At 71.9% G+C, this 14,358-nt stretch carries 10 protein-coding genes; 5 read left to right on the forward strand and 5 right to left on the reverse strand.

Going from position 1 to position 14,358, the window contains the following annotated elements; genetic code table 11:
- Position 1: 1 nt before the first annotated feature.
- The 4 genes from HS041_RS31495 to HS041_RS31510 form a co-directional block, all read right to left on the reverse strand.
- Positions 2 to 676 carry a hypothetical protein gene (locus HS041_RS31495; RefSeq protein WP_196444508.1) on the reverse strand — a complete coding sequence of 225 codons (675 nt, stop codon included), beginning with the start codon at positions 674 to 676 and terminating at the stop codon, positions 2 to 4.
- A 129-nt stretch (positions 677 to 805) separates the two neighbouring features.
- Positions 806 to 2,119 (reverse strand): maltokinase N-terminal cap-like domain-containing protein, encoded by a 1,314-nt coding sequence (locus tag HS041_RS31500; protein WP_196444509.1) that lies wholly within the window; start codon positions 2,117 to 2,119, stop codon positions 806 to 808.
- A 3-nt stretch (positions 2,120 to 2,122) separates the two neighbouring features.
- Positions 2,123 to 3,826, reverse strand: a complete 1,704-nt coding sequence (gene treS, locus HS041_RS31505; protein WP_196444510.1) for a maltose alpha-D-glucosyltransferase — start codon at positions 3,824 to 3,826, stop codon at positions 2,123 to 2,125.
- Between the two features lie 238 nt (positions 3,827 to 4,064).
- Positions 4,065 to 6,182 (reverse strand): alpha-1,4-glucan--maltose-1-phosphate maltosyltransferase, encoded by a 2,118-nt coding sequence (locus HS041_RS31510; protein WP_196444511.1) that lies wholly within the window; start codon positions 6,180 to 6,182, stop codon positions 4,065 to 4,067.
- Between the two features lie 347 nt (positions 6,183 to 6,529).
- Here HS041_RS31510 and glgP point away from each other — a divergent pair, with 347 nt between their 5' ends.
- From glgP to crcB, 5 genes are all read left to right on the forward strand, one after another.
- A complete protein-coding gene (gene glgP, locus HS041_RS31515) occupies positions 6,530 to 9,112 on the forward strand; it encodes an alpha-glucan family phosphorylase (RefSeq protein ID WP_196444512.1) in 2,583 nt (860 codons plus the stop codon).
- Positions 9,113 to 9,180: 68 nt separating this feature from the next.
- Positions 9,181 to 10,620: an FAD-dependent oxidoreductase gene (locus HS041_RS31520; protein ID WP_196444513.1), complete on the forward strand. Its 1,440-nt coding sequence runs from the start codon at positions 9,181 to 9,183 to the stop codon at positions 10,618 to 10,620.
- Positions 10,621 to 10,756: 136 nt separating this feature from the next.
- The gene (locus HS041_RS31525) at positions 10,757 to 11,398 is read left to right on the forward strand and encodes a hypothetical protein (protein WP_196444514.1); all 642 of its coding nucleotides are present in this window, start codon (positions 10,757 to 10,759) and stop codon (positions 11,396 to 11,398) included.
- A gap of 65 nt (positions 11,399 to 11,463) precedes the next feature.
- Positions 11,464 to 11,982 carry a fluoride efflux transporter FluC gene (locus HS041_RS31530; RefSeq protein WP_196444515.1) on the forward strand — a complete coding sequence of 173 codons (519 nt, stop codon included), beginning with the start codon at positions 11,464 to 11,466 and terminating at the stop codon, positions 11,980 to 11,982.
- A gap of 118 nt (positions 11,983 to 12,100) precedes the next feature.
- Entirely contained in the window at positions 12,101 to 12,460 is a 360-nt protein-coding gene (crcB, locus tag HS041_RS31535) for a fluoride efflux transporter CrcB (RefSeq protein WP_196444516.1), read from the forward strand.
- Positions 12,461 to 12,578: 118 nt separating this feature from the next.
- Here the strand turns inward: crcB and HS041_RS31540 are convergent, their stop codons facing one another.
- On the reverse strand, positions 12,579 to 14,207 hold the full coding sequence (locus tag HS041_RS31540; protein WP_196444517.1) for a lysylphosphatidylglycerol synthase domain-containing protein: 1,629 nt from the start codon (positions 14,205 to 14,207) through the stop codon (positions 12,579 to 12,581).
- Between the last annotated feature and the right edge of the window lie 151 nt (positions 14,208 to 14,358).

The raw sequence follows: 14,358 nt of genomic DNA on the forward strand, positions 1-14,358 counted from the left end.
GTCACCACTCCAGGGCGAGGATCTTCTTGGCGGACAGGTCGACGGCGATCCGGGTGGTGTCCAGCCAGGAGCCGTCGGGCAGCCGGACGAAGAGCCGCATGCAGCGGTGGGTGCGGCAGGCCTCGGCGGCCGCGCCGTGCCGGCGCGGCGTGTAGATCATCGCGCGCAGGCCCAGGTCGGAGGCAGAACGCAGGGCCCTGCCCGCCGCCGCGGCGTAGGCGGCGCGGATCCGCCGCCCGTGCTCGGGGTCGGCCAGCAGCAGCTCGGCGGCCCTGGCCTCCTCGGCCCTGGACGGGGGAGGCCGCACCCCCCGGTCCGCGCTCTCGGCCACGACCTTGCCCTGGCCGAGGTCGACGGTCCGTACGATGAGCCGGTCGGCGCCGTAGTCGTAGATGTAGGCGTCGGCCCGGCGCAGGTGCGCGGCGGCCTTGTCGTCGTCGCGCTCGACGTAGAGGAGCTCGACCCGCCCGGTCGACATGCGCGTGCGCAGCGTCGCCGAGGCGATCTCGCCCGCCCGCGCGATCTCGTCGCCGGTCAGGGGATCTCCGAGGGCGGGCGGTCCCAGGGAGGACCGGGCCGCCTGGGGCCCCTGGTCCCCGGCCGTCAGCAACAGCGACCCCGCCAGGGCGAGCGCGCCCGCGCCCGCCAGCGCCATCACGGTCCGGCCGCGCCTCATGACGGCTCCTTTACTGTTCGCATAGATTCGTATGCGAACAGTAATGGCTTTCGGGATGGCGGGGGCGGGAATCCGGTGATCGGTTCAGCCGCGATGCGATCGCCGGTCCAGCGGCCGGTCCGGGGCGGCTCAGTGGCCGAAGGCCGCCAGCGGGATGGGGAGCCACGAGGGGCGGTTGCGCGCCTCGTAGACCACCTCGTAGACGGCCTTGGCCAGCTCCAGGGCGCGCAGCAGGACGGCGTCCTCCCCGCGCAGCCGCCCGCCTCCCGCCGAGTAGCCGGCCAGGAACGACGAACGGTTGAGCTCGGCCCACTCGGTCGCCCGCGGGAGCAGGTCCTCGGCCTCGTCGTGGTCGGCCAGCAGGTGCCGGGCGGCGTAGTCGAACGAGCGCAGCATCCCGGCCACGTCACGCAGCGGGGAGCTCAGCGCGCGGCGCTCGTCGAGGGGCTGGCCCGGCTCACCCTCGAAGTCGAGCACGATCCAGTCGGTCGGGGTGCGCATCACCTGGCCGAGGTGGTAGTCGCCGTGGACCCGCTGGACGGGGACATCGTGCGCCACGTCGACGACCCGCTGGTAGGCGTCGTCGGCGACGTGGGCGTACTTCGCCAGCTCGGGGACCTCGTCGACGGCCTGGGACAGCCTGCGGCGCTGGTCCTCGACCATGCGCTTGACCTCCGGCGCGTCCATCACCCCGGTCGGGAACGCGGCGGCCATCTCCTGGTGGACCTCGGCGGTGGCCGTGCCGAGCCGGAACGCCTCGGCGCTGAAGTCGCCGCCCGCGTCGGAGGCCGACTCCTCCATGGAGGCGTACAGGTCGCGGACGCTCGCCAGGGCCAGCGCCCAGCCGTCGTTGGCGTTGGACAGGAACTCCTGGTTCATCGCGAGCGTGGTGGGCTCGCCGTCGAGGTCGATCTCGATCCAGCCGTACGGCTGCGCGATGTGAGCCGCCTTGCGCATCGCCAGCGCGTTGACGATCTCCAGCTCGGGGTTGACGCCCGGGATCAGGCGGCGGAACAGCTTGCAGATGTAGGCGTCGCCGTACACCAGGGAGGTGTTGGACTGCTCGGCGCCGAGCACCAGGCTCCGCGGCGAGGTGTCGATGTGCACGCCCTCCAGGTGGCGGAAGCGCAGCGGGCCGATGTCGCGCCCGGCGGCCATCGCCTCCAGCAGCACGCCGGTCAGGTTGGCGTCGTGGGCGGCGTCGTAGAAGCCGCCGCCGATCTGCGCGTGCCAGAGCTTGTCGGGCACGCCGCCGTCGTCGCAGCAGCCCAGGAGGACCTGGTAGCGGTCGCGCGTGCCGTTCTGGCGGACCGAGACGATGAGATGGCGCAGGCCCGGGGTGAGCTCGACGTCGGATTCGACGTCGAGCCCGTCGATCGGACGCCCCTTACCGGCGAACCAGCGCTGGTGCGTCATCCATCCGGTAAGGAGCTCCGTCAACATGGCCTACGCCTCCTGGGTTACGGGTGGCAGGGTGAACCAATAGAACCCATGCCCAGGCAGCGTCAAAAGATACGGAAGTTCGCCAATTGGCGGAAATGGGACTCCGCCCATGGTCTCCACCGGGATCGAACCCTCGAAGCGGCGCAGGTCGAGCTCGACCGGCTGGGGGAAGCGGGAGAGGTTGTTGACGCAGAGCATCCGGTCCGAGCCGAGCTCACGCACATAGGCGAGCACGCTGGGATTGGAGGAGTTCAGCTCGGCGAAGTCGCCGAGGCCGAAGACCGGATGGCGCTTGCGGATCTCGATCATCCGCTTGGTCCAGTGCAGCAGGGAGCCGCTGCTCTTCTGCTGCGCCTCCACGTTGATCGCCTGGAAACCGTAGATCGGGTCCATGATGACCGGCAGGTAGAGCCGGCCCGGGTCGCAGTCGGAGAACCCGGCGTTGCGGTCCGGGCTCCACTGCATCGGGGTGCGCACGCCGTCGCGGTCGCCGAGCCAGATGTTGTCGCCCATGCCGATCTCGTCGCCGTAGTAGAGCACGGGGGAGCCGGGCAGGGACAGCAGCAGCGCGGTGAACAGCTCGATCTGGTTGCGGTCGTTCTCCAGCAGCGGGGCCAGGCGGCGCCGGATGCCCACGTTGGCGCGCATCCGCGGGTCCTTGGCGTACTCGGAGTACATGTAGTCGCGCTCGTCGTCGGTCACCATCTCGAGCGTGAGCTCGTCGTGGTTGCGCAGGAAGATGCCCCACTGGCAGTTCTCGGGGATCTTCGGCGTCTGGGCCAGGATCTCCGAGATCGGGTAGCGCGACTCCCTGCGCACGGCCATGAAGATGCGCGGCATCAGCGGGAAGTGGAAGGCCATGTGGCACTCGTCGCCCCCGGTGGCGGGGTCGCCGAAGTACTCCACCACGTCGGCCGGCCACTGGTTGGCCTCGGCCAGCAGCACCCGGTCCGGGTAGAGCCGGTCCACCTCCGCGCGGACCCGCTTGAGGTACTCGTGGGTCCTCGGAAGGTTCTCGCAGTTGGTGCCCTCGGCCTCGAACAGGTAGGGGATGGCGTCCATCCGGAACCCGTCGATGCCCAGGTCCAGCCAGAAGCGCAGCACCTCCAGCATCGCGTTCTGCACGTCCGGGTTCTCGTAGTTGAGGTCCGGCTGGTGGTGGAAGAAGCGGTGCCAGTAGTACTGCTGGCGCACCGGGTCGTAGGTCCAGTTGGACGTCTCGGTGTCGATGAAGATGATCCGCGCGTCCTTGTAGCGCTCGTCGGTGTCGCTCCACACGTAGAAGTCGCCGAACGGGCCCTCGGGATCGTGCCGGGAGGCCTGGAACCAGGGGTGCTGGTCGCTGGTGTGGTTCATCACCAGGTCGGCGATGACGCGCATGCCCCGCTTGTGGGCCTCATCCACCAGCTTGACGAAGTCCCCCAGATCGCCGAAGTCGGGCAGGATCTTCATGAAGTCCGCGATGTCGTAGCCGCCGTCGCGCAGCGGCGACTCGTACAGCGGCAGCAGCCACAGGCAGTCCACGCCCAGCCACTGGAGATAGTCCAGCTTCTGGATGAGACCGCGGATGTCTCCGGTGCCGTCGCCGTTGGAGTCGGCGAAGCCCCGGATCAGCACCTCGTAGAAGACCGCGCGCTTGAACCAGTAGGGATCGCGCGGCTCCTCCTCGTCGAAGGTGTTCGGAATGGGCTCGGACAGATGGCTCACGCCGCCTCCTTCGTCGGCAGCGCTCGCGGGGCTGCTGTGCTCATTGGCGTGCTCGCTTCGCTCGCTCGCGCCGCCTCCTTCGCCGGCAGCGCTCGCGGGGCTGCTGTGCTCATTGGCGTGCTCGCTTCGCTCGCTCGCGCCGCCTCCTTCGCCGACAGCGTGCGCCGACTGCTGGGCTGGTTGGTTCGCTGACTCACGTAGGACTCTCCGCTGCTCTGCCGGATCGCGCCCGACCGGTTCACCTGTGGCTGGCCGCCGAGCGCAGGGTGAAGACGTGCGCTGGGTGGATGTGGGGATCGAGGCGCACGTAGTTCGACTGCCGCCAGCGGTACGACTCGCCGGACAGTTCGTCGTCGACGACGAACTCGGCGTGCCAGTCGAGACCGAGGGCGGGCATGTCCAAGGACACCGTCGCCTCGTGGGTGTGGTGCGGATCGAGATTGACGACTGCCAGAACGACGTCGCCCAGGCCGTGCCGTCGTGAGGCCGTGTCGTGGGAGCCCGGGAGCCGCTTGGAGAAGCAGACGATATCCGGGTGGTCGACGCTGTGGAACCGTAGATTACGCAATTCCTGGAGCGCCGGGTGGGCTCTTCGGAACAAATTCAGTTGCGTGATGAACGGCGCCAGACTTCGCCCGTCTCGTTCTGCTTCAGCCCAATTGCGAGGTCTATACTGATATTTCTCACTGTCAAGGTATTCTTCACTGCCAGGCCGGACCGGGATGTTCTCCGCGAGCTCGTATCCCGCGTACACGCCCCAGGTCGGTCCGGTCAGGGCCGCGAGGACCGCTCTGATGCGGAACGCCGGAACGCCTCCATGTTGCAGATATTCATGAAGAATGTCCGGAGTGTTAACAAACAGGTTTGGTCGCATGAAATGCGAGGTCTCGTGGGAGAGCTCGCCCAGGTAGGACTCGACGTCCTGCCGGGAGTTCTTCCACGTGTAGTACGTGTAGGACTGGTGAAAACCGATCTTGGCCAGCGCCCGCATCATCGCCGGACGGGTGAACGCCTCCGCAAGGAACAACACGTCCGGGTCGGTGGTGTGGATGTCGGCCAGCAGCCGCTCCCAGAAGGCCACCGGCTTGGTGTGCGGGTTGTCCACCCGGAAGATCCGCACGCCGTGGTCCATCCACAGCTTCACCACCCGCTTGACCTCGGAGTAGATGCCCTCCGGGTCGTTGTCGAAGTTGAGCGGGTAGATGTCCTGGTACTTCTTGGGAGGGTTCTCCGCGTACGCGATCGAGCCGTCGGCGCGGATATTGAACCACTCCGGGTGGTCCTTGACCCACGGGTGGTCGGGCGAGCACTGCAGGGCCAGGTCGAGGGCGATCTCCATGCCGAGCTCGCGGGCCCTGCCCACGAAGGCGTCGAAGTCCTCGAAGGTGCCGAGGTCGGGATGGATCGCGTCGTGCCCGCCCTCCTCGGAGCCGATCGCCCACGGTGACCCCGGGTCGTACGGCTCGGGCGTCAGCGTGTTGTTGCGGCCCTTGCGGAAGCTGTGCCCGATCGGGTGGATCGGCGGCAGGTAGACGACGTCGAAGCCCATCTTCGCGACGGCGGGCAGCCGCTCGGTCGCGGTCCGGAAGGTCCCCGACTTCGGGGCGGCGCCGGGCTCGACGATCGCCCCCTCCGAGCGGGGGAAGAACTCGTACCAGGACCCGAACAGCGCGCGGCGCCGGTGGACCACGACCGAGTGCCGGGGCGACTTCGTCACCAGGTCGCGCAGCGGGTGCGCGTGCAGCAGCTCGGCCGTCTCCGGCAACTGCGCCACGGCGAACCGGGCCCGCGGGTCGATGGACTCGTCGCGCAGCCGGGCGGCCACCGCCTGGAGTGCCGCCCGGTGCCCGCACGAGCCGTTCCTGCCGCCCTTCGCCTGCCCGGCGTGCTCGTTGCCGTTCGCGCCGCCCTCGCCCGCATCGTCCTCATCCGGCGGGGCGTACCTGGCCGCGCAGTCCGCAGGCCGTACGGCCCGCGCCGCGCGGTCGAAGAGCCTGGCGCCCTCCTCGCACATCAGGTCGGCGTCCATGCCGCGGGGGATCTTGATGCCCGCGTCGTGCATCCAGGTGGCCAGGGGATCGCTCCACGCCTCGACGCGGAAGTGCCACGTGCCCTCGGTGGGCAGCGTCACCTCCACACCCCAGCGGTCGGTTCCGGGGGCGAGCTCGTGCATGCGCAGCAGCGGCCCGCGCACGCCGTCCGGGCCGATCAGCACGGCGCCGGCGGCCACCGCGTCGTGTCCCTCGCGGAACACGACGGCGGTGATCTCGAAGGTCTCACCCGCGGCGGCCTTGGCGGGGCGGCGCCCGCACTCGACGGTGGGGTGAATGTCCTGGATAGGGATTCGTCCGATCATCGCGTCTCACGGTAGCGACGGCACACCCGGTACCGCCGGGAGGTTTCGGGCAAGAAAGACCCTTTGCTTCTTCAAGCATCCCTTTGGCCGGCCCCGGGGCACGACGACGCGCTGTTCCGGTATGGACGGCCGGATCCCCGGAACAGACCGATGTTCATAGGTTGGGTTGCCCCAATAGTCGCCCTTCATGCCTGCCCGCGGAAGAGTCGGCTCCCCTCTTCTGAACAGATTTTTCGTCGGTCACAGGCGTCGGCGCGCCGTGTTTGGACCGGGGCAATAGCGGTGAGGGGGAGACGCGTGAGCATTCTGGTCGCCCTCGTGGCGTTGAGTAACTAGGGTCTGGCAGCGTGAGAGCTATCCGCAGGTTCACCGTCCGAACTGTCCTTCCTTCGGAGCTGGCCTCTCTCGGCGAGCTCGTGCAGAACCTCCGCTGGTCCTGGCACCCCGAGACGCTCGACCTGTTCGCCGAGGTCGACCCGGTCACCTGGGAGCGGGTCGGCCACGACCCCGTGGCGCTGCTCGGCGCGGTCGAGCCCGAGCGCCTCCGCGAGCTGGCCGCCGACCGCCGCTTCCTGCGGCGGCTCGCCGACGCGGCCGACGACTTGCGCGAATACATGACCGCCCCGCGGTGGTACCAGTCCCTTCCGGACGCCGCCCGGGCCATCGGCTACTTCTCCCCCGAGTACGGCATCGCCGCCGCGCTGCCGCAGTACTCCGGGGGCCTCGGCATCCTCGCCGGGGACCACCTCAAGGCCGCCAGCGACCTCGGCGTGCCGATCCTCGCGGTCGGCCTGCTCTACCGGCACGGCTACTTCACCCAGTCCCTGTCGCCCGAGGGCTGGCAGCTGGAGCACTACCCGTCGCTCGACCCCGGCGGCCTGCCGCTGACGCTCCTGAAGGAGGAGGACGGCACGCCCGTCCGGATCCGGATCGGCCTGCCCGAGCACCGCGTGCTCCACGCCCAGGTCTGGGTGGCCCAGGTGGGCAGGGTCCCGCTGCTGCTGCTCGACTCCGACGTGGCCGAGAACGACAACGCCGCCCGCGATGTCACCGACCGCCTGTACGGCGGCGGCACCGACCACCGCCTCAAGCAGGAGCTGCTGCTCGGCATCGGCGGCGTGCGCGCCATCCGCGCCTACTGCAGGAGCACCGGCCACCCCGAGCCCGAGGTCTTCCACACCAACGAGGGCCACGCCGGCTTCCTCGGCCTGGAGCGCATCCGCGAGCTCACCGAGGCCAGACTCTCCTTCGAGGAGGCGCTGGAGGCGGTGCGCGCCGGGACCGTCTTCACCACCCACACCCCGGTGCCCGCCGGGATCGACCGCTTCCCGACCGAGCTGATCGCCCGCCAGTTCGGGGGAGAGAACTCCTGGCCGACGGTCCCGGTCGACCGCATCCTGGCGCTCGGCGCCGAGGAGGAGCCCGGCAAGTTCAACATGGCCGCGATGGGCATGCGCCTGGCCCAGCGGGTCAACGGCGTCTCGGAGCTGCACGGCGAGGTCAGCCGGGAGATGTTCCAGGGGCTCTGGCCGGGCTTCGACGTGGCCGAGGTGCCGATCGGCTCGATCACCAACGGGGTGCACGCCCCCACCTGGGTCGGCCGGGAGATCATGGAACTGGCCGGTCGGGAGCTGCCCTCGCTGGTGGACCGGGCCCAGGGCTGGGAGGGCGTGAGCAAGATCTCCGACGAGGAGATCTGGGGCATCCGCGGAAGGCTCCGCGCCCGCCTCGTCGAGGCGGCCCGGGTCCGGCTCCGCCGCTCCTGGATGGACCGGGGGGCGTCCGCCGCCGAGCTCGGCTGGATCGACGACGCCCTCGACCCGGAGGTGCTGACCATCGGCTTCGCCCGCCGGGTGCCCTCCTACAAGCGCCTGACCCTGATGCTCTCGGACCCGGTACGGCTCCGCGGGCTGCTGCTCGACCCCGACAAGCCGGTGCAGATCGTGATCGCGGGCAAGGCCCACCCGGCCGACGAGGGCGGCAAGAAGCTCATCCAGCAGATCGTGAAGTTCGCCGACCAGGAGAGCGTGCGGCACCGCATCGTCTTCCTGCCCGACTACGACATGGCCCTGGGCCAGCTCATGGTCCAGGGCTGCGACGTGTGGATGAACAACCCGCTGCGTCCGCTGGAGGCCTGCGGGACCAGCGGCATGAAGGCCGCGCTCAACGGCGGGCTCAACCTCTCCATCCGCGACGGCTGGTGGGACGAGTGGTACGACGGCACCAACGGCTGGGCCGTCCCCACCGCCGACGGCGTCGCCGACCCCGACCGCCGCGACGAGCTGGAGGCGGGCGCGCTCTACGACCTGATCGACCACGAGGTGGCCGACCGGTTCTACGACCGGCCCGCCGACGGCCTGCCCCGCCGCTGGCTGGAGATGGTCCGCCACACCCTGTCCTCGCTGGGCCCCAAGGTCCTGGCCGGCCGGATGCTGCGCGACTACGTCGTGGGCCTCTACACCCCCGCCGCCAAGTCGGCGCGGGTCCTCACGGCGGACGGCAACGAGCAGGCCAAGGGCTTCGCCGCCTGGAAGCTGCGGGTCGGCCGGGCCTGGCCCGGCGTGCGGGTCGAGCACGTCGAGGCCGCAGGGCTGGGCGACACCCCCGAGGTCGGGGCCGCGCTGGAGCTGCGGGCCACGATCGCCCTGGGCGAGCTGGAGCCCGGGGACATCCAGGTCCAGGCCGCCTACGGCCGGGTCGGCCTCCACGACGAGCTGGTCTCACCCGCCTACTCGTCCCTGAGCGTCGAGTCCGAGGGCGACGACGGCAGGGCGGTCTTCAGCGGCACGATCCCGCTGGTGCGCACCGGGGCCTTCGGCTACACCGTCCGCGTCGTCCCGGCGCACCCGCTGATGGCAGCCTCCGCCGAGCTCGGCCTGATCGCCGTGCCCGAGGAACCCGCCGGCATGACCAACGGCACCCTCCGCTGACCCGCCCGGGGCCGGATCGTCCCGCGGTGGGTCCGGTCCCGCCGTTCGGCGGATAAGGTTCTCCCGCTATGGGGAGAAGCGCTGATCTGGTGGTGCTGGGAGCCGGGCCGTCCGGCCTGGCGGCGGCGTGGCGGGCGGCCCGGCGAGGGCTGTCCGTCGTCGTGCTGGAGCGGGCCGGGCACGTGGGCGGGCTGTCGGCGAGCTTCGAGGTGGCCGGGGTCCGGGTCGACCACGGCAGCCACCGGCTCCATCCGGCCACCCCGCCCCACCTCATGGCCGACCTGCGCGGCCTGCTCGGCGACGACCTGCAGACGCGCCCGCGCAACGGCAGGCTCCGGATCGCCGGGCGGTTCGTCGGTTTCCCCCTGCGGGCGGGAGAACTGGCCAGGCGGCTGCCCCCGGGCCTGTTGGCCGGGGTGGCGCGCGACACGGTGGCGGCGCCCTTGCGGGGCGGGAGCCGTACGTCCCCGGCCGGAGGCGGTGCGCCCGGTCGTGCGGACACCTATGCCGGGGCGCTGCGCGCGAGTCTCGGCCCGGCCCTCTACGACGCGCTCTACGCGCCGTACGCCGTGAAGCTCTGGGGCCTGCCGGGCGAGGAGATCGACGGGGACCAGGCCCGCAAGCGGGTCACCGCCGACAGCCCGTGGAAGATCGCCAGGCGGATCCTGCGCGGGCAGTCGAACGGGCAGGGGAAGATCTTCCACTACCCCCGGCGCGGCTTCGGCCAGATCGTCGACGCGCTCGCCGAGGCCGCCACGGCGGCCGGGGCGGAGATCCGCCTCGGTACGGCCTGCACCCGGATCGAACCCGCCGAGGACTCCGTGGTGGTACACACCTCCGGAGAACGGGAAGCCGCGGCGGGGGACCGCATCGAGGCCGGGCGGGTGTTCTCCACGATCCCGATGCCCGCGCTGGCCCGGCTGGTGCGGCCCGGACCGCCGGAGGAGGTCGTCCGGGCGGCCGGGCGGCTCGCGTTCCGGGCGATGACGCTGGTCTACGCGGTGCACGAGGGAGGCCGGTGGACACCGTACGACGCGCACTACCTTCCCGGTCCGGAGACCCCGGTGACCCGGATCTCCGAGCCGGCCAACTACCGCATCAGCGCCGACGACCCGGCCGGCCGCACCGTGCTCTGCTTCGAGATCCCGTGCGCCGCCGGTGACGAGATCTGGACGACGGAGGACTTCTCCGGACTGGTCCGCGAGACCCTCGCCGTCTCGGGGCTGCCCCCGGTCGACCTGGCGGACGTGGTCGTACGGCGGGTGCCGCACGTCTACCCGGTCTACGAGACCGGGTACGCCGCCCACCTGGCGGGCCTGGACGCCTGGGCCGGGACCGTCCCGAACGTGACCACCTTCGGCCGCCTCGGGCTGTTCGCGCACGACAACACCCATCACGCCATGGCCATGGGCTACGACGCCGTCGACTCCCTCACCTCCGCCGGCTGGGACGTCTCCGCCTGGCGGGCCGCCCGCAGCCGCTTCGCCGAGCACGTCGTCGAGGACTGACGGCGGAGAGGCGCCGTCCCCGCCCGGCCGGTCGGCGTGCGCCGTCCCCGTCGCGGAAGATGATCGGCTGCGCCTCTGTCAATTCGCCGGATTCTGAGGGAAACTGCCGGGTGTGGTTGTTGAACATGTTCAACGAATGAAGGTGGCCGGCAGGGCGTTCGTCGCGGGCCTGCTGGGCGGCGCCGTGGCGGGGGCGGTCACCGCTCCGCTCAGCCTCGCTGTCATCGTCGTCATCGAGCTCGTCGCCCCCGGTCCCGACCCCGCGCTCGGCACCACCCCGGCCCCCGACAGCGACTCCGCCGCCTCCGGTGACGACTCCGTCGCCCTCGGGGTGATCCAGCTCATCCTCGCCATGCTGAACCTCTCCATCCTGGGCGGGCTGGTCGGGCTGGTCGTGGGACTGGTCGTGGCCCTGCCCGTCGCCCCGGTCGTGGCGCTCGCGGCGCCGTGGCTGGCCGGCCGGCCCGAGCAGGCGCGGCTGGTGTGCGCCTGCGCGTACGGACTCGCCGCCGCCGCCTTCGAGACGGCGATCGTGGCGGTGAGCGGAGGTGAGGACTGGGGGCGGTCGTTCTTCGCGAATCCCCTGTTCCTGGTGCCTCCTCTGGTGATCGCGCTGATCGTGGGATACCGGTACGGACCCCGCCTGATCGACGGCGCCCCGGAGCCCCCGCAGCCGTCCGAGGGGACCGGGCCGTCCCCGGCGAGCGCCCCCGGGCCTGACGCCACGGGGCACGACCGGGCCGGACGATCGGGTGAGGACCTCGGACCCCCGGAGTGAGGAGCCGGTGAGGGCGCCGGGGCCTCGGGGCGGGCCAGGGCGCTCGGTATGCTGACGGGATTCCCATGACCGAGACACCCTCCGACCGCCTGGACGATCGCCCGGAGCCGCCGGTCGACCCCGACGTGGACCTGCGGATCCCCGAGCAGCGGGACGAGCTGCGGCGGGCCCCGTGGAGCACGCTGGCGGCGGTCTCGGCCGGCGGGGTGATCGGGGCGCTGGCCCGCCACGGGCTCTCCGAGGCGTTCCCGCGCCCGGCAGGCGGTTTCCCCTGGGCCACGTTCGCGGTCAACGTGATCGGGTGCGCGCTGATCGGCGTGCTGATGGTGCTCATCGGCGAGACCCGGGCGGCGCACCGGCTGGCCCGTCCGTTCCTCGGGGTCGGGGTGCTGGGCGGGTTCACCACGTTCTCCGCCTACGTCGCCGACATCGGGCGGCTGGCCGCCGGCGGCGCCCCGCGGCTCGCCCTGGTCTACCTGTTCGGCACCGTCGCCGCCGCGGTGGCCGCCACCCAGCTCGCCGCCTCCGGGACCCGCGCGATCACCCGGCTCCGCCGTACGGACCGGCCGGCGGGCGGCTCATGAGGCCGAGACTACCGCGGTGGAGCGGTGTGAACCTCTGCGGATCGAGGGGACCGGTGCACGGTCCGGCCCACCGGCGGAATCCGGTCGTGGGGCCGTACCGCTTCACCGGGGGGCCGGGGTGAGCGCGCTGCTGGTCGCGCTGGGCGCGGCCCTCGGCGCGCCGCTGCGCTACCTGGCCGACCGGGCCGTCCAGGCCCGCCACGACGGGACCTTCCCGTGGGGCACCTTCGCCGTCAACACGGCCGGATCGGCGCTGTTCGGCCTCCTGCTGGCGCTGCCCGCCGACGGCTGGGTGACGGCGCTGGCCGGGACCGGGTTCTGCGGCGCGCTGACCACCTACTCCACCTTCGCCTACGAGACGGTACGGCTGGCGGAGACCGGCGAGCGCCCTCGGGCACTCCTCAACGTCGTCGCGAGCGTCGTCGGCGGCCTGGGCGCCGCCTGGTGCGGCACCCTCCTGGCCCAGGCCCTGTCCTGACCCGTCCGGGCCATGCACCTCCGTGCGCCCTCGGCCAGGGGAACGTCTTCGCAGGCGGCGCTCATGACGTCCGCACTCCTTCGGATGAAGGCGCTCGACGGCGGGCGCCGCCGACCGGTCAGGGGGAGTTGAGCTCGCGGTGGACGGCGGGGATGACCTTGCGGAGGTAGCGGCCCAGCTTGACGAAGGACTCGCCGGTGGCGCGGAAGGCGTAGCGGATCGGGACCTCGTGGTAGCGGTAGCCCTTGGCGAGCAGGTCGAGGGTGAGGATCTGGGCGTAGTTGTAGTCGTGGATCACCTCGGCGGCGCGTGCCGCACCGGGCGAGAAGGCCCGGTAGCCGCTCTGGCCGTCGGTGACGGCGTGCCGGGTCATCCAGCGGACCCAGGCGGTGAGGACCCGGTTGCCGAAGCGCCGGTGCGGGAGCATCCGGTCGATGGTCCCGGCGAACCGGGAGCCCACCACGTAGTCGGCCTCGCCGGACAGCACCGGCTCCGCCAGGGACTCGACGTCCTCGGGGAAGTACTCCAGATCGGCGTCCAGGTAGACCACCGCCGCCGGGTCGAGCCGCACGGCCTCCGCCAGCCCCCGGCGTACGGCGGCGCCCAGACCGAGGTTGTGCGGCTGGGAGACCACGGTCGCGCCGGCGTCGAGGGCGAGGGAGGCCGAGGCGTCCGAGGAGCCGTCGTCGATCACGATCGTGACCAGCGGGCGCCCGGCGACGACGGCAGGAAGGCGCTTGACGACCTCGGCGACCGTCGCCTCCTCGTTGAAGACGGGGACGAACGCGACCACCGGCGCGTGCGGGGCGACCGGCAGCGGGTGAGGACGGGGGGGAAGGGTCCGGGGCAGCCTGAGCCTGGTGGGAGTCACGAGCGCGACACCTCCGACGACGAGGGAGTAGGCGGTCTTCAGGGCGTGGGTGAGCAGGGCGACCGCGAAGGCCGGGCCGGAGGCGACGCCGAGCGCGGTCAGCGCCGCCGTCGCCGCGGCCTCGTAGGAGCCGAACCCGCCGGGGGTCACGGCCACGGTCTGGGCGGCGATGGTCACGGCCGTCACGGCCACCGCCTCGGGAGGGGTCAACCCTACTCCGGTCAGCCGCGCCACCTCGTAGACCACCGCCGCCTCCAGCACCCAGGCCGCCGCGGCCGCGGCGAAGACGACGGGGAGAAGCGCCGTCCCGCTCCCGCGCCGCCGGGCCCGCCCGCCCTCGCTCCGCTCGGAATCGCCGGCGGCACCGGGGGCGGAGGACGGGAGGCGGCCCAGCCAGACCGCCCCCGCGAGCGTCGCGAGGGCCAGTGCGGCGGCCAGCGGCCAGATCCAGGGGCCGGTCAGGCCGGTGACCAGGGCAGGGGCGGCGACGAGGGCCAGGAGCGCGACGGCGAGCAGGTCGGCGGAGCGGAGGGTCACGGTGGAGGCGATCACCGGGGCGGCGGGCAGGGAGGTCCGGCGCAGGACCGTGGTCACCCGCAGGGCCTCGCCCAGGCGGAACGGCAGGACGTGGTTGCCGAGCAGGGAGACGTGCAGCGCGGCCCAGGACAGGCCGGGGGACAGGCCCGGCAGCACCCGGCACCAGGACCACGTTCGCAGGCCGAACGCGCAGCCGTACATCGCGAGCGCGAGAAGCACCCCGAGCGGGTCGCGCAGCAGCGCCCGGCCCGCCGAGAGGAGGTCGGGACCGGAGACGACCCGGGCGAGGTAGACCGCGGCGGCGGCGAGGACCGCCAGGCCGAGACCGCGCCGGACCACCTTGAGGAGGGGCGGACGCCGGGCCGACCCGGAGGGGGGCGTCCGCGGCACCCGCGCCGGCCCGGCGAGAACGAGGAGGGCACGTCGGACCTGCTCAGAGAGGGGTCGGGATGGAGCACGCACTCGGGGTCCTTTAAGGTTTCGCTCAGTG

The sequence above is a fragment of the Planomonospora sp. ID67723 genome (genome assembly GCF_015711605.1).
Lineage (GTDB): Bacteria > Actinomycetota > Actinomycetes > Streptosporangiales > Streptosporangiaceae > Planomonospora_A.